This window comes from Caballeronia cordobensis, from assembly GCF_001544575.2.
In the GTDB taxonomy this organism is placed as follows: Bacteria; Pseudomonadota; Gammaproteobacteria; order Burkholderiales; family Burkholderiaceae; genus Caballeronia; species Caballeronia cordobensis.
On sequence record NZ_FCNY02000002.1, the window covers coordinates 409247 to 430850 of the forward strand.

18 protein-coding genes are annotated in these 21604 nt (G+C 65.8%); 6 read left to right on the plus strand and 12 right to left on the minus strand.

Features of this window, described 5'->3' with window-relative positions:
* Window position 1: 1 nt before the first annotated feature.
* Genes thiD through lplT form a run of 4 tightly spaced genes read right to left on the minus strand, consistent with a single transcriptional unit; the run spans window position 2 to window position 3623 of the window.
* Window positions 2-808, minus strand: coding sequence for a bifunctional hydroxymethylpyrimidine kinase/phosphomethylpyrimidine kinase (thiD, locus tag AWB70_RS05540; RefSeq protein ID WP_053568124.1), 807 nt, complete (start codon window positions 806-808; stop codon window positions 2-4).
* A 10-nt stretch (window positions 809-818) separates the two neighbouring features.
* Complete coding sequence (thiE, locus tag AWB70_RS05545) at window positions 819-1466, minus strand: thiamine phosphate synthase (protein ID WP_053567969.1); 648 nt, start codon at window positions 1464-1466, stop codon at window positions 819-821.
* 2 nt (window positions 1467-1468) lie between these two features.
* A complete protein-coding gene (thiM, locus tag AWB70_RS05550) occupies window positions 1469-2281 on the minus strand; it encodes a hydroxyethylthiazole kinase (RefSeq protein ID WP_053567970.1) in 813 nt (270 codons plus the stop codon).
* 34 nt (window positions 2282-2315) lie between these two features.
* A complete protein-coding gene (gene lplT / locus AWB70_RS05555) occupies window positions 2316-3623 on the minus strand; it encodes a lysophospholipid transporter LplT (RefSeq protein ID WP_014191104.1) in 1308 nt (435 codons plus the stop codon).
* Window positions 3624-3904: 281 nt separating this feature from the next.
* Between lplT and alr the strand changes: the two genes are divergently transcribed.
* The 3 genes from alr (at window position 3905) to AWB70_RS05570 (ending at window position 6865) form a co-directional block, all read left to right on the plus strand.
* Complete coding sequence (gene alr / locus AWB70_RS05560; protein ID WP_053567971.1) at window positions 3905-4975, plus strand: alanine racemase; 1071 nt, start codon at window positions 3905-3907, stop codon at window positions 4973-4975.
* A 63-nt stretch (window positions 4976-5038) separates the two neighbouring features.
* On the plus strand, window positions 5039-6424 hold the full coding sequence (gene radA / locus AWB70_RS05565) for a DNA repair protein RadA (RefSeq protein WP_053567972.1): 1386 nt from the start codon (window positions 5039-5041) through the stop codon (window positions 6422-6424).
* A 177-nt stretch (window positions 6425-6601) separates the two neighbouring features.
* Window positions 6602-6865 carry a DUF2866 domain-containing protein gene (locus AWB70_RS05570; protein ID WP_014191107.1) on the plus strand — a complete coding sequence of 88 codons (264 nt, stop codon included), beginning with the start codon at window positions 6602-6604 and terminating at the stop codon, window positions 6863-6865.
* Here the strand turns inward: AWB70_RS05570 and AWB70_RS05575 are convergent, their stop codons facing one another.
* Together AWB70_RS05575 and AWB70_RS05580 are read right to left on the minus strand one after the other, a co-directional pair.
* Entirely contained in the window at window positions 6866-7882 is a 1017-nt protein-coding gene (locus AWB70_RS05575) for a CaiB/BaiF CoA transferase family protein (RefSeq protein ID WP_053567973.1), read from the minus strand. It lies immediately after the preceding gene.
* 14 nt (window positions 7883-7896) lie between these two features.
* Window positions 7897-9822 carry an ATP-binding cassette domain-containing protein gene (locus AWB70_RS05580; protein ID WP_053567974.1) on the minus strand — a complete coding sequence of 642 codons (1926 nt, stop codon included), beginning with the start codon at window positions 9820-9822 and terminating at the stop codon, window positions 7897-7899.
* Window positions 9823-9980: 158 nt separating this feature from the next.
* On the opposite strand from AWB70_RS05580, the gene AWB70_RS05585 reads away from it, so the two are divergent.
* Window positions 9981-10463: a glutathione peroxidase gene (locus AWB70_RS05585; protein ID WP_053567975.1), complete on the plus strand. Its 483-nt coding sequence runs from the start codon at window positions 9981-9983 to the stop codon at window positions 10461-10463.
* 6 nt (window positions 10464-10469) lie between these two features.
* On the opposite strand, the gene cls is transcribed toward AWB70_RS05585, so the two are convergent.
* From cls to dapC, 6 genes are all read right to left on the minus strand, one after another.
* Entirely contained in the window at window positions 10470-11960 is a 1491-nt protein-coding gene (cls, locus tag AWB70_RS05590; RefSeq protein ID WP_053567976.1) for a cardiolipin synthase, read from the minus strand.
* A gap of 127 nt (window positions 11961-12087) precedes the next feature.
* Window positions 12088-12972 carry a 50S ribosomal protein L3 N(5)-glutamine methyltransferase gene (gene prmB, locus AWB70_RS05595; RefSeq protein ID WP_053567977.1) on the minus strand — a complete coding sequence of 295 codons (885 nt, stop codon included), beginning with the start codon at window positions 12970-12972 and terminating at the stop codon, window positions 12088-12090.
* Window positions 12973-13001: 29 nt separating this feature from the next.
* Entirely contained in the window at window positions 13002-14138 is a 1137-nt protein-coding gene (gene dapE / locus AWB70_RS05600) for a succinyl-diaminopimelate desuccinylase (protein WP_053567978.1), read from the minus strand.
* A gap of 95 nt (window positions 14139-14233) precedes the next feature.
* Entirely contained in the window at window positions 14234-14605 is a 372-nt protein-coding gene (locus AWB70_RS05605) for an ArsC family reductase (protein ID WP_014191114.1), read from the minus strand.
* 1 nt (window position 14606) lies between these two features.
* Window positions 14607-15434, minus strand: coding sequence for a 2,3,4,5-tetrahydropyridine-2,6-dicarboxylate N-succinyltransferase (dapD, locus tag AWB70_RS05610; RefSeq protein WP_014191115.1), 828 nt, complete (start codon window positions 15432-15434; stop codon window positions 14607-14609).
* Between the two features lie 41 nt (window positions 15435-15475).
* Window positions 15476-16693 carry a succinyldiaminopimelate transaminase gene (dapC, locus tag AWB70_RS05615; protein ID WP_198066059.1) on the minus strand — a complete coding sequence of 406 codons (1218 nt, stop codon included), beginning with the start codon at window positions 16691-16693 and terminating at the stop codon, window positions 15476-15478.
* A 192-nt stretch (window positions 16694-16885) separates the two neighbouring features.
* Here dapC and AWB70_RS05620 point away from each other — a divergent pair, with 192 nt between their 5' ends.
* Together AWB70_RS05620 and smc are read left to right on the plus strand one after the other, a co-directional pair.
* Entirely contained in the window at window positions 16886-17872 is a 987-nt protein-coding gene (locus tag AWB70_RS05620; RefSeq protein WP_053567979.1) for a DMT family transporter, read from the plus strand.
* Window positions 17873-18002: 130 nt separating this feature from the next.
* Window positions 18003-21518 (plus strand): chromosome segregation protein SMC, encoded by a 3516-nt coding sequence (smc, locus tag AWB70_RS05625; RefSeq protein WP_053567980.1) that lies wholly within the window; start codon window positions 18003-18005, stop codon window positions 21516-21518.
* Window positions 21519-21604 lie beyond the last annotated feature (86 nt).

Consider the following 21604-nt stretch of genomic DNA (forward strand, 5'->3'; position numbering starts at 1 on the left):
CCTACCACCAGCGGTAGAAGTGATGCACCGGCCCGACGCCGTGACCGACGTCGAGCCGCACGCTCGCCTCGATCGCGCCGGTCAGATAGCGCTTCGCTTCGGCGGTGGCGCTGGCGAGATCGCCGGTCTGCGGGATCAGCGCCGCGATCGCCGACGACAGCGTGCAGCCCGTGCCGTGCGTGTTCTTGAGCGGCACGCGTGCGCCGCCGAGCCTGAGCGACCCGCCCGCTTCGATGAGCCAGTCCGGGCTGTCGTTCGACGCGAGATGGCCGCCTTTCATCAGCACGGCGCGCGCGCCGAGCGCACGCAGCGCTTCGCCCTGGCGCACCATCGCGTCTTCGTCGGCGGCGCTGTCGGTGCCGAGCAAGGCGGCCGCTTCGGGCAGATTCGGCGTGACGAGCGTCGCGAGCGGCAGCAGTTCGTCGCGCAACGCGGCGACCGCTTCCGGCGCGAGCAGCGCGTGATGGCTCTTGGAAATCATCACGGTGTCGAGCACGACATGCCGCGGCCGATGCCGTGCGAGGGCGGCGGCGACCGCGCGCACGATGCCCGCGTTCGCCAGCATGCCGATCTTCACGGCGTCGATGCGGATATCGTCGAACACGGCGTCGAGCTGGGCGGCGACGAACGCGGGTTCCGGCGCGTGCACGGCCGTCACGCCGCGCGTGTTCTGCGCCGTGAGCGCCGTGATGACGCTCGCGCCGTATGCGCCGAGCGCGGAGAACGCCTTCAGATCGGCCTGAATGCCCGCGCCGCCGCCCGAGTCGGAACCGGCGATCGTGAGCACATTGGGAATAGGTTTCGTGATTGCCATGAGCTTAGTTGCGTGACTGCGCGATGGTGGCCGCAAGCGAAGCGGCTGCTTCGCGCGGATCGGGCGCCTTGCAGATCGCCGAGACCACGGCGAGCCCGGCGGGTTTGGCGCGCATGACCTCGGCGGCGTTATGCGCCTGAATGCCGCCGATCGCCACGGTCGGCAGGCGCGTGGCCGCCCGGATCGCGGCGAGGCCGTCGATGCCGCAGGGCGCGGACGCGTCGGTTTTGGTCGGCGTCGCGTAGACCGGGCCCGCGCCGAGATAATCGACGATGCCCGCGAGCGCATCCGCTTCGGCCGTTTCGTCGAGGTTGGAGACCGACAGGCCGATCAGCGCGTCGGGACCGAGCAGCCGCCGCGCGATATCGGCGGGCAGGTCGCGCTGGCCGATATGCACGCCATCGGCGCCTGCGGCGAGCGCGACATCGACGTGATCGTTGACGACGAACGGCACGCCGTGCGCACGCGCGAGCGGCGCCAGCTCGCGCGCCAGATCGAACCACGCGCGCTTGTGCCATTCGGGCGCGCGCAGTTGCACGAGCGTCGCGCCGCCGTCGAGCGCGGCGCGCGCGACCGCGAGCGCAGCGTCGTGGCCGCCGCACTGCACGGGGTCGAGCACGAGATAAAGCGAAAGGTCGAATGCGGCCCGCATGATCAGCCCGCGACGATGTCGCGCTGCACGAGCGTCTTGCCGAACGCTTCGGCATCGAGCGACGCGAGCCGGTCCAGATACGCGACGGCAAAGCTGCCGGGCAGGGCGGCGTCGCGCGCGGCGAGCTCGCCGGCGATGGTCGAATACGCGATGGCGGCCACCGTCGCGCTCAGAAACTCGTCGCGGCCCGATGCCGTGCCGACGAACGCGGCGATCGTCGCGGACAGCGCGCAGCCGATGCCCGTCACGCGCGTCATGAGCGGCGAGCCGTTGGAGAGCGCGACCGTGCGCCGGCCATCGGTCACGTAGTCGGTTGCGCCCGTCACGCCGACGACCGCCCCCGTTTTCAGCGCGAGAATCTGCGCGGCGTCGAGCGCGGCGTCGGTGGCGGCGGTGCTGTCGACGCCGCGTCCGCTCGCCGCGCCGCCCGACAGGCTGATGATCTCCGACGCGTTGCCGCGAATCACCGCGGGCTTCGCATCGAGCAGATCGAGCGCGAACTCGGTGCGAAACGACAGCGGGCCGACCGCGACCGGATCGAGCACCCACGGCTTGCCCGCGCCGTTGGCGGCCTCGACGGCGGCGCGGATCGCGCGGCTTTGCGGCGCGTCGAGCGTGCCGAGATTGACCGACAGCGCATGGGCGAGCGGCGCGAATTCGGCGACTTCCTCGCGTGCGACGACCATCGCGGGCGCGGCGCCGAGCGCGAGCAGCACGTTGGCCGTGAAGTTGGTGACGACGAGGTTCGTGAGGCAATGCACGAGCGGCGCGCGCTCGCGCACGCGGCTCACGAAGGAGAAAAGATCGGCGGGCATGATGCGGACAGAGTGAAGCGGCGCGAACGCGGCGTCAATGCCGCGCTTCGCCGATCAGCGCGACCGAATCGAACGCGCGCTGATTGGCCTGATGCCGGCGCATCACGAAATACATCATGAGGCACACGAACGAGCCAAACATGACGATGACGAGCTGGATCGGCACGTCGAGCCACACGAGCGCGGCGTACAGGCACAGCATGATGAGCACCGACAGATTTTCGTTGAAGTTCTGCACCGCGATGGAATGCCCGGCGGAGAGCAGCACGTGCCCGCGATGCTGGAGCAGCGCGTTCATCGGCACGACGAAAAAGCCCGACAGCGCGCCGACGACCATCAGGAACACATACGCGATCAGCAGGTAGCCGGGGAAGTGCATCTTGCCGAAGTAGATGCCCCAGTGCGCGGGAAAGAGGTGGCGCGTGTAGAACGCCATCAGCATGACGGCGACGCCCATGATGATGCCCACGGGCAGCACGGTGAGCGAGCGCTTGAGCGGCACGCGCGCGGCGGCGAGCACGGCGCCCGCCGCGACGCCCACGGCGATCACCGCCTGCAGAATCGCGGCTTGCGAAAGTGTCATGCCGAGCGACACTTCGGCCCACTTGAGCACGATGAACTGGAGCGTCGCGCCCGCGCCCCAGAAGAGCGTCGTGACGGCGAGCGAGATCTGGCCGAGCTTGTCGCGCCACAGCACGAGAAAGCAGTCGGCGAAATCGGTGATGAGCTTGAGCGGCCGCGTTTCCTGTTTCGGATAGCGCGCGCCGGTATCGGGAATGCGCAGATTGAAGATCGCGGCGATCACGTACATCAGCATGATGACGAGCATCGCGGCCTCCGCCGGGGTGCTGATCCGCGGGATGTGCAGCGCCAGCAGGTGCCCCGCGATATGCGGACTGATGAGCGCGCCGCCCATGACCGTGCCGAGAATGATCGAACCGACCGTCGTGCCTTCGATCCAGCCGTTCGCGGCGACGAGCCGGTCGGCGGGCAAAAGCTCGGTGAGAATGCCGTACTTCGCCGGCGAGTAAGCCGCCGCGCCGAAGCCCACGATGCCGTACGCAAGCAGCGGATGCGCGCCGAAGAGCATCGTCACGCAGCCGACGACCTTGATCGTGTTGGTCACGAACATCACGTGACCCTTGGGCCGGGAATCCGCGAAAGCGCCGACGAACGCCGCGAGAATCACATACGACAGGACGAAGAACAGCTTGAGCAGCGGCGTCATCCAGTTCGGGGCGTGAAGGTCTTTCAGCAGTGCAATGGCAGCGATCAGTAGAGCGTTATCGGCCAGCGACGAGAAAAACTGCGCGGCCATGATGGTGTAAAAACCTTTTTTCATCTGATCCGAAGCTTTCCTCACTGCGGGTGATCCGCCCCGAACGCCGGGTAGGCGTCCGGGCTTATGCCTTTCGAAATGGGTTGTGCGCACGGCTTTATAACACGAAAATAGGCTCATTCTGACTAGCAGTAATCTCGATCGCGCGAGAAATGACACGCTCGTGCACGACTTTCCTCATAAGATACTGATTCGCGAGGCGCCGTGGCGGGCGCAGCGGGACGCCTCCCGCTGGCGTATGCTCGCCTTTTCGACCGCGATTTTTGCAATTCCACCAAACGCTCATGCCGCGCCCCCTATCCGCAACGATCCACACCGCCGCACTCGCCAACAACCTCGCCATTGCGCGCAAATACGCGCCGAAATCCAAAGTCTGGGCTGTCGTCAAGGCAAATGCGTATGGCCACGGGCTCGCCCGGGCGTTCCCCGGACTGCGCGCAACCGACGGCTTTGGCCTACTCGACCTCGAAGAAGCCGCGAAGTTGCGTGAATTGGGCTGGGCAGGGCCGATTCTTTTGCTCGAAGGCTTCTTCCGGCCGACCGATATCGACGTGATCGACCGCTACAGCCTGACCACCGCGGTGCATTGCGACGAACAATTACGCATGCTCGAGATGGCGCGTCTGTCCAAGCCCGTCAACATCCAGCTCAAGATGAACAGCGGCATGAACCGGCTCGGCTACACGCCGGCGAAGTTCCGCGCCGCGTGGGAGCGCGCCCGCGCCGTGCACGGCGTCGGCCAGATCACGCTCATGACCCATTTTTCGGATGCCGACGGCCCGCGCGGCATCGCGCATCAGCTCGATGCGTTCGAGCGCGGCGCGGAAGGCATCGCGGGCGCGCGCAGCCTGGCCAATTCGGCCGGCGTGCTGTGGCATCCGGATGCGCATTTCGACTGGGTGCGGCCCGGCATCATGCTCTATGGCGCATCGCCGTCGGGCTTGACGGCCGATATCGCCAGCACCGGTCTCAAGCCCGCCATGACGCTCCAGTCCGAACTGATCGCCGTGCAGACGGTCGACGCGGGCAGCAGCATCGGCTACGGCTCGACCTTTACGGCGGGCGAATCGATGCGCATCGGCGTGGTCGCGTGCGGCTACGCGGACGGCTATCCGCGCATCGCGCCGGAAGGCACGCCCGTGATCGTCGATGGCGTGAGGACGAAGCTCGTCGGCCGCGTGTCGATGGACATGCTCACCGTCGATCTGACGCCGTGCCCGGGCGCGGGCATCGGTTCGCGCGTCGAGCTGTGGGGCGCGAACCTCCCGGTCGACGACGTCGCGAGCGCCGCCGGCACGATCGGCTACGAGCTCATGTGCGCGATCGCGCAGCGCGTGCCGGTGCGCGCGGAATAAGCGCGGAATAAGGCAGACGGGCTTTCGGGCCACGAATAACGAGAAATCAGGCAAGGCTTCGGTGTGGCAAAAGTAGCGAAAGCAAAGACGCTGTACGTATGCAGCGAGTGCGGCGGGGAATCGCCCAAGTGGACCGGCCAGTGCGCCGCATGCAACGCGTGGAACACGCTGACGGAGTCGGTGGCGCAGAGCACGTCGAATCACCGCTTTCAGGCGCTCGCGAAAAGTTCGCCGGTGCGTCGGCTGGCCGAAATCGAGGCGTCGGACGTGCCGCGCTTCACGACCGGCGTCGGCGAATTCGACCGCGTGCTGGGCGGCGGCCTCGTGCCGGGTGGCGTGGTGCTGATCGGCGGCGATCCGGGCATCGGCAAATCGACGCTGCTGCTGCAATCGCTCGCGGAAATCGCGCGCGATCGGCCCGCGCTCTATGTGAGCGGCGAGGAATCGGGGGCGCAGATCGCGTTGCGCGCCCAGCGGCTCGGCCTGATCGGGGAAGCCAGCGCGGCGGGCGATCTCGCGCTGCTCGCCGAAATCCAGCTTGAAAAGATCCAGGCGACCATCGACGAGCAGCGGCCCGAAGTCGCGGTCATCGACTCCATCCAGACGGTCTATTCGGAAGCGCTCACGTCTGCGCCCGGCTCGGTCGCGCAGGTGCGCGAGTGCGCCGCGCAACTGACGCGCATCGCGAAGCAGACGGGCACGTCGATCATCATGGTCGGCCACGTGACGAAAGAAGGCAGCCTCGCGGGGCCGCGCGTGCTGGAGCATATCGTCGATACGGTGCTGTATTTCGAGGGCGACACCCATTCGTCGTTCCGGCTCGTGCGGGCGTTCAAGAACCGCTTCGGCGCGGTCAACGAACTCGGCGTGTTCGCCATGACGGAAAAGGGCTTGCGCGGCGTGGCCAATCCGTCGGCGCTCTTTTTGTCGCAGCACGAGCAAAGTGTTGCAGGATCGTGCGTGCTCGTGACGCAGGAAGGCTCGCGCCCGCTGCTCGTCGAAGTGCAGGCGCTCGTCGATACCGCGCACGTGCCCAATCCGCGCCGGCTCGCGGTCGGCCTGGAGCAGAACCGGCTCGCGCTCTTGCTCGCCGTGCTGCATCGGCACGCGGGCATTGCGTGCTTCGATCAGGACGTGTTCCTGAACGCCGTCGGCGGCGTCAAGATCACGGAGCCCGCCGCCGATCTGGCCGTGCTGCTCGCGATCCATTCGTCCATGCGCAACAAGCCGCTGCCCAAGGGCCTCATTACGTTCGGCGAAGTGGGGCTCGCAGGTGAAATCCGGCCTTCGCCGCGCGGACAGGATCGTCTGAAGGAAGCGGCCAAGCTCGGTTTCTCGATGGCGCTCATTCCGAAGGCCAACGCGCCGAAGCAGGCGATCGACGGCCTGAAGGTGATTGCAGTGGACCGTATCGAGGAAGCGATCGACCGCGTCCGCGATCTCGACTAAGGGGCGCTCACGCCGATGCTGTGATCGGTCCCTTCGTAACGTCCCGTAAAAAAGCGGTTGCGCAATGTAACCCAAGCGGCGCGCGGTTTTTCTATCCTTACAAGGCTACGGACCCGGCCAACTTCGCTAAGGCGTTTCAAGAAGCGAAGTGACTGGAAGGATCGAGAGGACCACGCTTTGAAACACTTGAAATCAACCCGGCCGAAGCCCGCGTTTCATTTGCGCGGTTGCCGCGTCTCCGCGCCGCTGCAGCAGCCTTGGGGCAGCGGCTGCCGGATCGTCGAATGGATCGACGAGCAGGGCCAGATCTCGCGGCGGGTCGTCGCGGCCGACATCACCGAGGACGAAGTCGTTGCGACCATTCGCCAGCATGTGACGGGTCGCAAACACGTGCTCATCGACGACGAGCGTCAGCCGCGCCAAGTCCTGCCGCGGCGCTGATCAGCCCTCGAAGAGCGGATGCGCCGCCGCTTCGGCGGGCGTGAGCACCGGCGCGACGCAGCAATCGAGCGGCTCCAGCAGCGCCATCCATTCGTCGCGGGTGCGCTCGCGAAAGCGGGCGGCCAGTTCCGCCGACAATCGGGCGGCATCCGCGCCGCCGATCGCCTGTCCGAGGCTCCAGTGCTGCGCCGCCCAGTCCGGGCGGCCGAGCGCGTTGCACAAGGTCTGCCAAAATTTCAGTTCGAGCGCGCCGACCGCGATAAAGCGGTCGTCTCGCGTGCGATACACGTCGTAGCAGGGCGTGCCGCCGTTCAGCAGGCCCGCGCCGGCGCGCGTCGAGGCCTCGTTCTCGTTGGCAAGCGCGATGTGCGCCATCACGTTATGCGTGTGTATCGCGTGGGTCATCGAGACGTTCAGGCAACGGCCTTCGCCGCCGCGCGCCACCTGCCATGCAGCCGCGAGTATTTCCATGACGGCGGCGAGCGCACCGCCCAGCAGGTCCGCAAGCTGGAAATTCGGCGCGACGGGCGTGCCGTCGCGCGCCGCGAGTTGATCGAGCACGCCCGCATAGGCGAGGTAGTTCAGATCGTGGCCGGCCTTCTGCGCGAACGGCCCATCGGCGCCGAAGCCCGTGATCGCGCAGTAGACGAGCTTCGGATTCGCCTCGCGCAGCACGTCGTAGCCGACGCCCAGTCGCGCCATCACGGAAGGCCGGAAACTCTCGATCAACACATCGGCGTCGCGCGCGAGTTCGATCAGTTTTGCGCGGCCTTCGCCGGTCTTGAGATCGAGCGTGAGTTGCCGCTTGCCGCGATTGACGATGCGATAGAACGCGCTCGGCGTGCCGCTTTGCCGGTCGGCGTCGCTTTGCAGCATCGTGCGCGCGTAGTCGCCTTCGCCGGGTGGTTCGATTTTGAGCACATCCGCGCCGAGTTCCGCGAGCCGCAAGGCGGCGATGGGGCCGGGCAATAGCCGCGTCAGATCCAGCACGCGCAGGCCGGTAAGAGAAGGCGTCACGTCGTCGATCTCCGTTATGAGCCGATTTGCTCCAGTTCTTCGTGGGCTTCGAGCCAATCCATTTCGAGCGTTTCGAGGCGCGCGTTCACTTCGCCCTGACGGCGGATCGTCTCGGTGAGCTTCGCCTTCAGCGCCGCCTCGTAGCTCGCCGGATCGGCGACGAACGCGTCGAGGTCCGCTTTCTCCGCGTTGAGCTTTTCCATTTCCTTCTCGATCTTCGCGATGCGCGACTTGAGCGGCTTCGTCAAATGCGCGAGCTTCTGCCGCTCCTGCGCCTCCTGGCGGCGCTGCTCCTTTCGATTGATGCCGGCGTCCTGCACCTCGCCGGCTTCCTTCGCGGCGGCGCGCGTTTCGGCGGCGTGTTGCAGCAGCCAGTCGCGATAATCGTCGAGATCGCCGTCGAACGGGCTCAGCCGATGTTTGGCGACGAGCATGAAGGTATCGGTCGTGGCGCGCAGCAGATGCCGGTCATGCGACACGAGAATCAGCGTGCCTTCGAACTGCGCGAGCGCCATCGTCAGCGCGTGACGGGTTTCGAGGTCGAGGTGGTTGGTCGGCTCGTCGAGCAGGAGCAGATTCGGCTTCTGCCAGATGATGAGAGCGAGGGCGAGCCGTGCCTTCTCGCCACCGGAGAAGGGCGCGATTTTCGCGGTCGCCATGTCGCCGGAGAAGTTGAAGCTGCCGAGAAAGTCGCGCAGTTCCTGCTCGCGGGTGTCGGGCGCGAGGCGCGCGAGATGCTGGATCGCCGAATCGTCGGGGCGCAGGGTTTCCAGTTGATGCTGCGCGAAATAGCCGATCTGCAGGCCTTTGCCCTGGTGCACGCCGCCCGAAAGCGGTTCGAGCGTCTGCGCGAGCGTCTTGATGAGCGTCGACTTGCCCTGACCGTTCGCGCCGAGCAGGCCGATGCGCTGCCCGTTCTGGATCGACAGCGTCACGCCTTCGACGATCGGAATCTCGCCGCCTGCGTCATTGTGATAACCGCAGCGCACGCCTTCCATGACCATCATCGGATTGGGCGCGGCATCGGGCTCGCGGAATTCGAAGGTGAACGGCGAGGTCGCATGCGCGGGCGCGATCAGTTCCATCTTCTCCAGCGCCTTCACGCGGCTCTGCGCCTGCTTCGCCTTGGTCGCCTTCGCCTTGAAGCGGTCGATGAAGCTCTGCAGATGCGCGACCGTCTTCTGCTGCTTTTCGTAGGCGCTCTGCTGCAACGCGATCTGCTGCGCGCGCAGCACTTCGAACTGGCTGTAGTTGCCGCCGTAGCGCTTCACCTGGCGATTTTCCAGATGCAGCGTGACGTTGCAGACCGAATCGAGAAATTCGCGATCGTGCGAGATCACGACGAGCGTGCCGGGATAGCGCCCAAGCCAGTCTTCCAGCCAGACGATGGCGTCCAGATCCAGGTGGTTGGTCGGTTCGTCGAGCAGCAGCAGATCGGACGGACACATCAGCGCCTGCGCGAGATTCAGGCGCATGCGCCAGCCGCCCGAAAAGCTCGACACCGGCTCGCGCGTCTGTTCGAGCGTGAAGCCGAGGCCGAGCAGGAGCGTCTCGGCGCGCGCGGGCGCGGTGTAGCCGTCGGCATCGGCGAAAGCGGCGTGGGCTTCGGCTTCGGCGGCGCCGTCGTGCGCGGCGGAGGCCGACGCGATGCGCGCTTCGATCGCGCGCAGATGCGTGTCGCCGTCGAGCGTGTAGTCGAGCGCGCTGCGATCCACCGCTGGCGTTTCCTGCGCGACGTGGGCGATGCGCCACGACGGCGGCATCGAGAAATCGCCGCCGTCAGCGTGCAACTCGCCGCGCAAAACGGAAAAGAGCGTGGATTTTCCCGCGCCGTTTGCGCCGACGAGACCGGCTTTCTCGCCCGGATTGAGCGTGAAGCTGGTGTCTTCGAAAAGCGGCTTGGTGCCGCGGGACAGGCTGAACTGATTGAAGCGGATCACGTCGGAATGGCGGCGAAAGGAGCGCGGCTTGGAAGGAAAGCGCTATTTTAGACCGGACGGCCCGCGTCGCCGGGGTCGGCCGTTCGGCTAATGGCGGGCGAGCGCGCGTCGGGGTAGCATCGCCTGACTTTCTTCCGATTTACTTCCCGGAGCACGCCATGAGCAACGACATTTACGGCTTTTCGGCCGAAACACTCGACGGCGCGACCGTCGGCCTCGACACCTACCGCGACAAGGTGCTGCTGATCGTGAATACGGCGAGCGAATGCGGTTTCACGCCGCAATACAAGGGCTTGCAGGAGATCTACCAGCAATTCGCGACGCGCGGTTTCGCCGTGCTCGGCTTTCCGTGCAACCAGTTCGGCAAGCAGGAACCGGGCGACGCGCAGCAGATCGGTAGCTTTTGCGAAAAGAACTTCGGCGTCACGTTTCCAATGTTCGCGAAGATCGAAGTGAACGGCGCGAACGCGCATCCGCTCTACAAGTATCTGAAGGACAAGGAACCGGGGCTGCTCGGCATCGAGGCGATCAAGTGGAATTTCACGAAGTTTCTCGTCGATCGCAAGGGCAATGTCGTGAAACGCTACGCGCCGCAGACCAAGCCCGAAGCGATCGCCGACGAGATCGAAAAGCTCCTCTGAACGCGCTCAGAGAATCGGCGAGAAAAGCCGCGCGACGTGCATCGCCATGCGCCGCCAGAACGCCTTGCCACGGTAGTCGTCGGCATCGATCTCGAAGGACTGCGCGAAATCCGCGAGCAGCATGTCCTCGACCTGGCGCGCAAAGGCGCGATCGACCGTCAGCACCGTGATTTCGAAGTTCAGGCGGAACGAACGGTTGTCGAGATTGGCGCTGCCGATGGACGCGGCGATATCGTCGACGAGCACGACCTTCTGGTGCAGAAAGCCCGGCCTGTAGCGGAAGATGCGCACGCCTGCCTGCACGAGATCGTAGGCATAGAGCCGCGACGCGGCGAACACCACGCGATGGTCGCGCCGGCTCGGAATCAGGATGCGCACGTCGACGCCGCGCATCACCGCGAGCCTCAGCGCGGAGAACACGGCTTCGTCGGGAATCAGATACGGCGACGTGATCCAGATGCGCTCGCGCGCCGCGTTGATCGCCTCGACGAAGAAGAGTGAGCACGTCTCCTGTTTGTCGGCGGGGCCGCTCGACAGCACCATGCAGTGCATGTTCTCGTCCGAATGCGGCGCGGGGCCGAGCTCGGGCAGACGCTGCGTCGCCCAGTACCAGTCTTCGGTGAAGACGAACTGGATGCTGGCGACCGCCGGGCCGCGCACTTCCACGTGCGTGTCGCGCCAGGGCGAAAGCCGCGGATTGCCGCCGAGATATTCGACGCCCACGTTATGCCCGCCGACGAACGCGCACTTGCCGTCCACGATCACGATCTTCCGATGATTGCGAAAGTTGATCTGGAAGCGATGCACGAACTTGCGCGTGGCCGCGAACGGATGCGCTTCGACCCCGCCGGCGCGCAGTGCGTTCACGTAGCGATGCGGCAGGTCGAAGCTGCCGATGCTGTCGTACAGGAAGTACACGCGCACGCCGGCCTGCGCCTTGCTGATCAGCGCGTCCTTGAGCTTCTCGCCGAGCGCGTCGGCGCGCACGATGAAAAATTGCACGACCACATAGCGTTCCGCCGCCGCGATGGCTTCGAGGATCGCCGCGAAGGTGGCTTCGCCGTTGATGAGCACGCGCGCCGAGTTGCCGCGCAGAAACGGCATGCCGGAAAGCCGCTGCAACGTGCGGATGGTCGGATTGCCGAGATAGGCGGCCGGTCCCGGCGCGATCTCGCCGCGCACACCCGAGAGATCGGCGAGCGCGGCGGTGTCGGGCGCATCGCTGCGCGCGCCCGATTCCCATTCGGCGGGCTTGGAGCGGCTGCGCAGGATATCGATCTCGAGCCGCCGCTCGTCGATATAGCCCGCGAACTTGCTGCGGCCGAGGAAGAGGTAGGGAATCAGCGTGAAGTAAGGCATCGCGACGAGCGACACGGCCCACGCGACCGCGCCTTGCGACGTGCGCGTGTTGATGACGGCATGGATCGCGGCGATCACGCCGAGGACATGCGCGGCCATCACGAGCGTGCCGAGATGGAGCCAGTCGGATGCTTGCATAGACGCGGGAAAGGGTTGGAAGGGCTTCGCGTTTGGCGATTTGCCATATTACCCAACCCTTTGGCGCAAAGTGTCGGAGAACGTTGCGGCGCTTGCGCCGCCGCAACGTGTGCCCGTGCGGGCGCAATCAGGCCGGCAGGTCCGCGGCCTGGATGAGGAAGACGTTGTCGTCGCCCGCGCTCGTCGACAGCCACACGAGATCGAGACCCCCCAGCGCCGCCTCGACATTGGGCCGCTCGTTGCCGATCTCGACCACGAGCACGCCGTCTTCCGTCAGCCACTTGCCCGCGTCGCGCACGATGCGCCGCACCACGTCCATACCGTCCGCGCCGCCCGCGAGCGCGAGTTCGGGCTCATGCCGGTACTCTTCCGGCAGCGCCTGCATTGCGGGCGCGTTGACGTAAGGCGGGTTCGTGATGATGACCTCGTAGCGCTGTTGCGGCAGCGGCGCGTACAGGTCGCCTTCGTAAAGCGTCACGCGGTCGTCGAGACCGTAATCGTCGACGTTGCGGCGCGCGACCGCGAGCGCATCGGCGGAAATATCGACGGCATCGACATCGGCGTTCTCGAAGGCCTGCGCCGCGAGAATCGCGAGACAGCCGGAACCGGTGCACAGTTCGAGCACGCGCGTGACGTGGTCCGGATCGGCCACATAGGGCTGCAAGCCGTCCTGCAGCAACTCGCCGATGAACGAACGCGGCACGATTACGCGCTCGTCGACATAGAAGCGGCGGCCGTGCATCCACGCTTCCTGCGTGATGTACGCGGCGGGAATGCGCTCCTTCGCGCGGCGCTCGATCACTTTCATGACGGCGTCGATTTCGGTGTCGAGCAGACGCGCGTCGAGAAACGGTTCGAGCGTGTCGAGCGGCAGATGCAGCGTGTGCAGGATCAGGTACGCGGCTTCGTCGTAGGCGTTGGTCGAGCCGTGGCCGAACGAGAGGCCCGCCTCGGTGAAGCGCGAAACGCCGAAGCGCAGCAGGTCGCGCACGGTGGTGAAGGGCAGCGCCATCGAAGGCTCCTTTTTATTGTGTTGAAATTTCAGGCGAGCAAGTGTTCCAGCACGCGCCGGTAGACGTTCTTCAGCGGTTCGATGAAACGCACTTCGACATGCTCGTCGATCTTGTGGATCGTGCCGTTCGGTGGGCCGAACTCCACGACCTGATCGCAGATCCGCGCGATGAAGCGTCCATCGGAGGTGCCGCCCGTGGTAGACAGTTCGGTGCGCACGCCGGTTTCATCGAAGATGGCTTTATCGAGCGCATCGGACAGCGCGCCGCGCGGCGTGAGAAACGGCAGGCCGCTCACGATCCACGTCAGGTCGTAGTCGAGGCGGTGCCGCTCGAGGATCGCGTGAACGCGGCTTTGCAGGCTTTCGACCGTGCTCGCAGTCGAGAAGCGGAAGTTGAACATCAGGTCCGCGTGGCCGGGAATGATGTTGGTCGCGCCGGTGCCGGAATGCAGATTCGAGACTTGCCACGTCGTGGGCGGGAAGTATTCGTTGCCGTCGTCCCATTTTTCCGCGACGAGTTCCGCGAGCGCGGGCGCAAGCAGATGCACGGGATTTTTCGCGAGATGCGGATACGCGATATGCCCCTGCACGCCCTTGACGACGAGCTTGCCGGTCATCGAGCCGCGCCGGCCGTTCTTCACCATGTCGCCGAGCGTGGCGTTCGAGGTCGGTTCGCCGACGATGCAGTAGTCGAGCCGCGTGCCGCGCGCCTTGAGCGCTTCGACGACCTTGATCGTGCCGTCGGTGGCCGGGCCTTCTTCGTCGCTCGTGATGAGAAACGCGAGCGAGCCGCGATGCGCCGGATGACGCGCGACGAACTCCTCGCTCGACACGACGAACGCCGCGAGCGACGCCTTCATGTCCGCGGCGCCCCGCCCGTAGAGCTTGCCGTCGCGGTGCGTGGGCGTGAAGGGCGGCGAGCTCCACTGTTCGAGCGGGCCGGTTGGCACCACATCGGTATGGCCGGCGAAGGCGAGCAGTTTGCCTTGCGCGTCCGTGCCGCGCTTCACGGCCCAGAGATTCGTGACGCCGCCCGATTCAATCGTTTCGCATTCGAAGCCGATCGTCGCGAGCCGCTCGATCATGAGCGCCTGGCAAGCCTGATCGTCGGGTGTGACGGAGGCGCGTGCGATCAGCGCTTCGGTGAGAGAGAGTGTGCCGGACATGTTTCTTTTTCCACAGCGATAAAAAATGCCGGCGCGCGGGCCGGCACTCGTCTTTCATGTGCGATGACCGTCGGGTTCACAGTCATCGCGTCGGCTCAGGCGAAAAGCGTTTCGTACTGCTCGGCGGAAAACCCGAGCGTCTTCACGCGCCCGTTCACCACGACGACCGGCCGCTTGATGATCGACGGCTTGTGGATCATCAGCGCGATCGCGCCCGAGGTCGTGTCGGCTTCGGCCTTGTGCACGTCGGACAAACCGCGCCACGTCGTGCCGCGCTTGTTGATGAGCTGGTCGAGCGGCACGTCCTTCAGCCAGTCCTGAACCAGCTTCTCGTTCACGCCGGCCTTCTTGAAGTCGTGAAACTCGAACGGCACGCCGTGCGCTTCCAGCCACACGCGCGCTTTCTTCACGGTGTCGCAGTTCGGAATGCCGTAGACGACCGTGGTCGGGGTGGATCCGCGTGCCAAATCAGTCGCCTCGCAGCAGTTCGTTCAGGCCGACTTTCGCGCGCGTCTTGGCATCGACCTTCTTGACGATCACCGCGCAGTACAGGCTGTGCGAGCCGTCCTTCGAAGGCAGATTGCCCGCGACGACGACCGAGCCCGCCGGAATGCGCCCGTAGGTCACTTCGCCGGTTTCGCGGTCGTAAATCTTGGTGGACTGGCCGAGATAGACGCCCATCGAAATGACGGAGTTTTCTTCGACGATCACGCCTTCCACCACTTCCGAGCGCGCGCCGATGAAGCAGTTGTCCTCGATGATGACCGGGTTCGCCTGCAACGGCTCCAGCACGCCGCCGATGCCCACGCCGCCCGACAGATGCACGTTCTTGCCGATCTGCGCGCACGAGCCGACGGTGGCCCAGGTATCGACCATCGTGCCTTCATCGACATACGCGCCGATGTTCGTGTACGACGGCATCAGCACGACGTTCTTCGCGATGAACGAGCCGCGGCGCGCGATGGCCGGCGGCACGACGCGAAAACCGCCCGCCGCGAAGTCTTCGGCGGTGTAGTTCGCGAACTTCGAGGGCACCTTGTCGTAGAACTGGGAGTAGCCGCCAGCGGGCATCGGCGCGTTGTCTTCCAGGCGGAACGACAGCAGCACGGCCTTCTTGAGCCACTGGTTCACGACCCAGTCGCCGTCGCGCTTCTCGGCGACGCGCATCTGGCCTTTATCGAGCTGCTCGATCGCATGCGCGACGGCTTCGCGGACTTCGGCGGGCGCGGCCTTGGGCGAGAGCTCGGCGCGGTTTTCCCAGGCGGTATCGATGATGCTCTGAAGTTGTTGCGACATAGTGGTATCAAGGATGGGTAGTTTTGGACCGGCAACGCGGGTCAGGATGTCAGCGTGCGGCAGAATTCGACGATGCGGCGGGCCCCTTCGACACATTCCGCGGTTTCGGCCACGAGCGCGATGCGCACGAAGCCTTCGCCCGGGTTGGTGCCGTGCGCGTGACGCGCGAGAAAAGAGCCCGGCAGAACCGTCACATTATAGTCGGCGTACAGTCGCGCCGCGAACTCGGTATCGGTCAGGCCGGTGCGCGAGACGTTCGCCCACAGATAGAACGCGGCGTCGGGCAAGCGCACGTCGAGCACCTCGGCGAGCATCGGCGTGACCGTTTCGAACTTTTGCACGTACTTGGCGCGGTTGTCGCGCACGTGCGTTTCATCCTGCCAGGCGACGACGCTCGCGCGCTGAAAAACCGTGGAGAGCGCCGCGCCGTGATAGGTGCGATAGAGCAGGAAATCCTTCAGGATGGCCGCGTCGCCGGCGACGAACCCTGAGCGCATGCCCGGCACGTTCGAGCGCTTCGACAGGCTCGAGAGCATCACGAGACGCTCGAAGCCGCGCCCGAGCAGCCGCGCCGCTTCGAGACCGCCGAGCGGCGGCTTGCCTTCGTCGAAATAAATCTCCGAATAACATTCGTCCGAAGCAATCACGAAGCCGTGTTCGTCCGACAGCGCGAACAGCTCGCGCCAGTTGTCGAGCGTGAGCACCGCGCCCGTGGGATTGCCCGGCGAGCACACGTAGAGCAGCTGCGTGCGCGCCCAGACGTGCGCCGGCACCTGGGCGTAATCGCAGGCGAAGTTGCGCGCCGGGTCGCTGTTGACGAAATACGGCTCGGCGCCCGCGAGCAGCGCCGCCCCCTCGTAGATTTGATAGAACGGGTTCGGACAGAGTACGATGGGCGGTTCGGCGGCGTTCGTCGCTCGGCTGTCGATGACAGTCTGCGCCAGCGCGAACAGCGCTTCGCGCGAACCGGACACGGGCAGCACTTCGGTGGCCGCATCGATCGAAGCGAGGCCGTAGCGCGTTTTCACCCACGCCGCGATTGCGGTGCGCAACGGCTCGCTGCCGAGCGTGGCCGGATAGGAGGCGAGGCCGTCGAGCGCGTTCACCACGGCATCGCGGATCAGCGCGGGCGTCGGATGCTTCGGCTCGCCGATGCCGAAGCTGATCGGCGTGAATCCGGCGCGCGGCTCGATGCCCTTGAAGAGCAGCCGGAGCTTTTCGAACGGATAAGGCTGAAGTTTCTTGAGAAGTGGATTCACGGCGTGACCGGTAAGCAGTGAGCGATGCATGCGCGGCGCGGAAAATGCATGAAACGCCTGCGCAATCGCCATCGGAAGACATCGAACGGACGCGAAACGAACTCGCGATTATAGCGCGCGGCGCCGCGCCCGAAGCGGCTGGCGGCGCGCGCCACGAAGGACGAAAGTGCAGATGAAGAAGGGTGCAGTGCAATGACGGGCGGCGTGCGCAATGCATCGTCGCTATGGCCGACGCTCGCGATCATGCTGGGCGCGTCGGTGTGGGGCCTCGTCTGGTATCCGATGCGCATGCTCGCGGCGATGGGCCTTTCCGGCACCGCCGCCAGCGCGACGACGAGCGGGGCGGCGTGCATCTTCGTGCTGCTCGCGAAACGCCGCTCGATCAGCACGCTGTCGTGGCACTGGCTGCTCGTCGGGCTCGGCGTGGCCGCAGGCGTGACGAACATCGGTTTCGTGTGGGGCGCGATTCACGGCCAGGTGATGCGCGTGCTGCTGCTGTTCTATCTGACGCCCGCCTGGACAGCGATCTTCGCGCACTTCATCCTGAAGGAACGCCTGACCCGCGCCGACGCCGCGCTGTCGCTGCTCTCGCTCGCCGGCGCGGTGACCATGCTCTGGTCGCCCGAACTCGGCATGCCGCTGCCCGCCGATCTTGCGGAATGGGCCGGTCTCATGGGCGGCATGGGCTTCGCGATGAGCAACGTGCTCGTCGTCAAGGTCACGCGCACCTTGCCCGCGATGAAGGCCGAGATGCGCACCGCCGTGATCTTCGGCGGCGCGGCGCTGGTCGCCTGCGTCGTCACGCTGTTCGAGCCGATGCCCGCGCCGCCCACGGCCGCGCTCTTGCCCACCGTGACGTTCATCGTGATCGGGCTGGGCGTCGTGCTCGCGGTCAACAACATGATCGTGCAGGTCGGGCTCGCGCGCGTGCCGGCCAATCGCGCGTCGATCATCATGCTGTTCGAGCTCGTCGTGACGGCGCTGTCGGCGTGGCTGTTCGCGGGCGAAGTGCCCGGTCCGCGCGAATGGGCGGGCGGCGGGTGCATCGTCGTCGCGTGCGTGCTTTCTGCGTGGGTGCACCGGCCGCGCGCGCCGCGCCCGCCTGGCGCGACTGACGCGCCCGGCATCGCCGAAGACGCGCCGGAAAGCAAAAAGAAATCGACTCGCGCGATGGTATGATGGTGTCCGCTTCGCCGGGCCAGCGGGCCAGTTTCCTGGCACTCACTGCCGCTCGTCCGGTGTTCGACGGGCCGCGCTGCGGCCTGTCTGCTATTCATCCTCCGTCACTCATTAAAACAGCGATATCGCCGTGCGTCTGACCTCGATAAAACTCGCTGGCTTCAAGTCCTTCGTCGATCCCACGCATTTTCAGGTCCCCGGCCAACTGGTCGGCGTAGTCGGGCCGAATGGATGTGGCAAGTCCAACATCATCGATGCCGTGCGCTGGGTGCTCGGCGAATCGCGCGCTTCCGAGTTGCGCGGCGAATCGATGCAGGACGTGATCTTCAACGGCTCGACGGCGCGCAAACCCGGCAGCCGGGCGAGCGTCGAACTCATTTTCGATAACGCCGACGGCCGCGCCGCCGGCCAGTGGAGCGCCTACGGCGAAATCGCCGTGAAGCGCGTGCTCACGCGCGACGGCACCTCCAGCTACTACATCAACAATCTGCCCGCGCGCCGCCGCGACATTCAGGACATCTTCCTCGGCACCGGTCTCGGCCCGCGCGCCTACGCGATCATCGGGCAGGGCATGATCTCGCGCATCATCGAGGCGAAGCCCGAAGAACTGCGCGTGTTTCTCGAAGAAGCCGCGGGCGTGTCGAAGTACAAGGAGCGCCGCCGCGAAACCGAGAATCGTCTGCACGACACGCGCGAGAATCTGACGCGCGTCGAAGACATCATCCGCGAGCTGTCGACGAATCTCGAGAAGCTCGAAGCGCAGGCGGTGGTCGCGACGAAGTACAAGGAGTTGCAGGCCGAAGGCGAAGAGAAGCAGCGCCTGCTGTGGCTCTTGCGCAAGAAGGAAGCGGGCAGCGAGGCCGAGCGCCAGCAGCGCGCGATCCGCGAGGCGCAGGTCGAGCTCGAAGCGCAGACCGCGCGCCTGCGCGAAGTCGAAGCGCAACTGGAAACGCTGCGCGTCGCGCATTACAGCGCAAGCGACGCGATGCAGGGCGCGCAAGGCTCGCTCTACGAAGCCAATGCCGAAGTGAGCCGGCTTGAAGCGGAGATCCGCTTTATCGTCGAATCGCGCAATCGCGTGCAGGCGCAGATCGCCGCGCTCACCGCGCAGCGCGAGCAATGGCAGGCGCAGGCGCAAAAAGCGCACGACGAAATCGATACCGCCACCGAAGCGCTCGCCGAAGGCGAAGAGAAAGCCGCGATCGCTCAGGAAAATGCCGCCGCGAAGCACGACGCGCTGCCCGCGCTCGAAGCCCGCTGGCGCGACGCGCAGGCGCAACTGAACGAAGAACGCGCGGGCATCGCGCGCGCGGAACAGGCGCTCAAGCTGGAAGCGGCGCATCAGCGCAACGCGGATCAGCAGCTTCAGCAATTGCAGCAGCGTCAGGAACGTCTGAAGAACGAAGCGAGCGGGCTCGATGCACCCGACGAAGCGCAGCTCGAAGAATTGCGCATGCAGCTCGCGGAGCACGAAGAAGTGCTCGCCGAAGCGCAGGCGCGTCTTGCCGATGCGCAGGAAACCGCGCCGCGTCTCGACGCCGAACGCCGCGAAGCGCAAGAACGCGTGCAGAAGGAAAGCGCGCACATCCATCAGCTGGAAGCGCGTCTTGCCGCACTCAAGGCGTTGCAGGAAAGCGTGCAGACCGAAGGCAAGATCCAGCCGTGGCTCGACAAGCACGAGCTCGGCGCGCTGCCGCGTCTGTGGAAGAAGCTGCACGTCGAGACCGGCTGGGAAGCGGCGCTCGAATCCGTGCTGCGCGAGCGTCTCGCCGCGCTGGAAGTATCGAATCTGGATTGGGTCAAGGCCTTCGCCACCGATGCGCCGCCCGCCAAGCTCGCGTTCTATTCGCCGCCCGCCGCGGGCAAGCCGGTCGAGACGCCGCAAGGCTTGCGCTCGCTGCTTTCGCTCGTGCGCATCGACGATCCGGGCCTGCGCGCCGTCCTGAACGAATGGCTCGCGACGACCTTCGTCGCGGATGACATCGCGCAGGCGCTCGCGTCGCGCAATCAGTTGCCGGAAGGCGCCGCGTTCGTCGTGAAGGCGGGGCATATCGTCACGCGCGTGGGCGTGCAGCTTTACGCGTCGGACTCCGAGCAGTCGGGCATGCTGGCGCGTGCGCAGGAAATCGAGAACCTGACGAAGCAGGTGCGCGCACAGGCGCTCCTTTCCGACGAAGCGAAGGCCAACGCCGTTCGCGCCGACGCCGCGCACACGCAAGGCACGCAGGCGCTCGCCGAAGCGCGCGCCGCCGCCGAACGCGCGACGCAGCGCGTGCACGCCTTGCAGATGGACGTGCTGAAGCTCGCGCAGGCGCACGAGCGCTATACGCAGCGCAACACGCAGATCGGCGAGGAACTGGAAGAAATCGCCGCGCAGGTCGACGAACAGCGCGCGCTGCGGGCCGAATCGGAAGCCGCGTTCGAGCGCCACGACGGCGAAATCGCGCAGTTGCAGGCGCGCTTCGAGGACAACCAGCTCGCCTTCGAATCGCTCGACGAGGCACTGACGAGCGCGCGTCACGAACTGCGCGAACTGGAGCGCGCCGCGACCGACGCCAGTTTCGCCGTGCGCGGTCTGTCCGCGAAGATCGACGAATACCGGCGCAATATCGACACGGCGCAAGAGCAGAGCGAGCGCATCGCGGGCACGCTGGAAGACGCGCGCGCCGAACTCGAAACGATCAACGAGCAGACCGCGCAAACCGGTTTGCATGATGCGCTCGAAGTGCGCGCGGCGCGCGAGGAATCGCTGCATGCGGCGCGCGTCGAACTGGACGATCTCACCGCGCGTTTGCGTCAGTGCGACGAACAGCGCCTGCTGGCGGAACGCTCGCTGCAGCCGTTGCGCGACAAGATCAACGAATTGCAGTTGAAGGAGCAGGCCGCGCGCATCAGCGGCGAGCAGTTCGTCGAGCAGTTGCAGGCGGCGGGCGTCGACGAAGCCGAGCTCGCGCAGAAGCTCACGGCGGACATGAAACCCTCGTATCTGCAGGGCGAAGTCACGCGCCTGAACAACGCGATCACGGCGCTCGGCCCCGTCAACATGGCCGCGCTGGAAGAACTCGCGTCGGCGACCGAGCGCAAGCACTTCCTCGACGCGCAATCGGCGGATCTGAACGGCGCGATCAACACGCTGGAAGACGCGATCCAGAAGATCGACCAGGAAACGCGCGCGCTCTTGCAAGGCACGTTCGACGAAGTGAACCGTCACTTTGGCGAACTGTTCCCGCGTCTTTTCGGCGGCGGGCAGGCGAAGCTCATCATGACCGGCGACGAAATCCTCGACGCCGGCGTGCAGGTGATGGCGCAGCCGCCCGGCAAGAAGAATTCGACGATTCACCTGCTGTCGGGCGGCGAGAAGGCGCTGACCGCCACGGCGCTCGTGTTCGCGATGTTCCAGTTGAACCCGGCGCCGTTCTGTCTGCTCGACGAGGTGGACGCGCCGCTCGACGACGCCAACACGGAGCGTTTCGCGAATCTCGTGCGCGCAATGTCGGCGAAGACGCAGTTCCTGTTCATTTCGCACAACAAGATTGCGATGGAAATGGCGCAGCAACTGATCGGCGTGACGATGCAGGAGCAGGGCGTGTCCCGCATCGTCGCGGTGGATATGGAAGCCGCGGCGGGTTTTGCGCAGAACGGCTGAAGGACTGCGCCGGATTGGAATCGAGTGAGGACCGGACGACGTTCCGGCAACGTGCGTCACGGCGCGGAGTGCGCGCATCGGCCAGA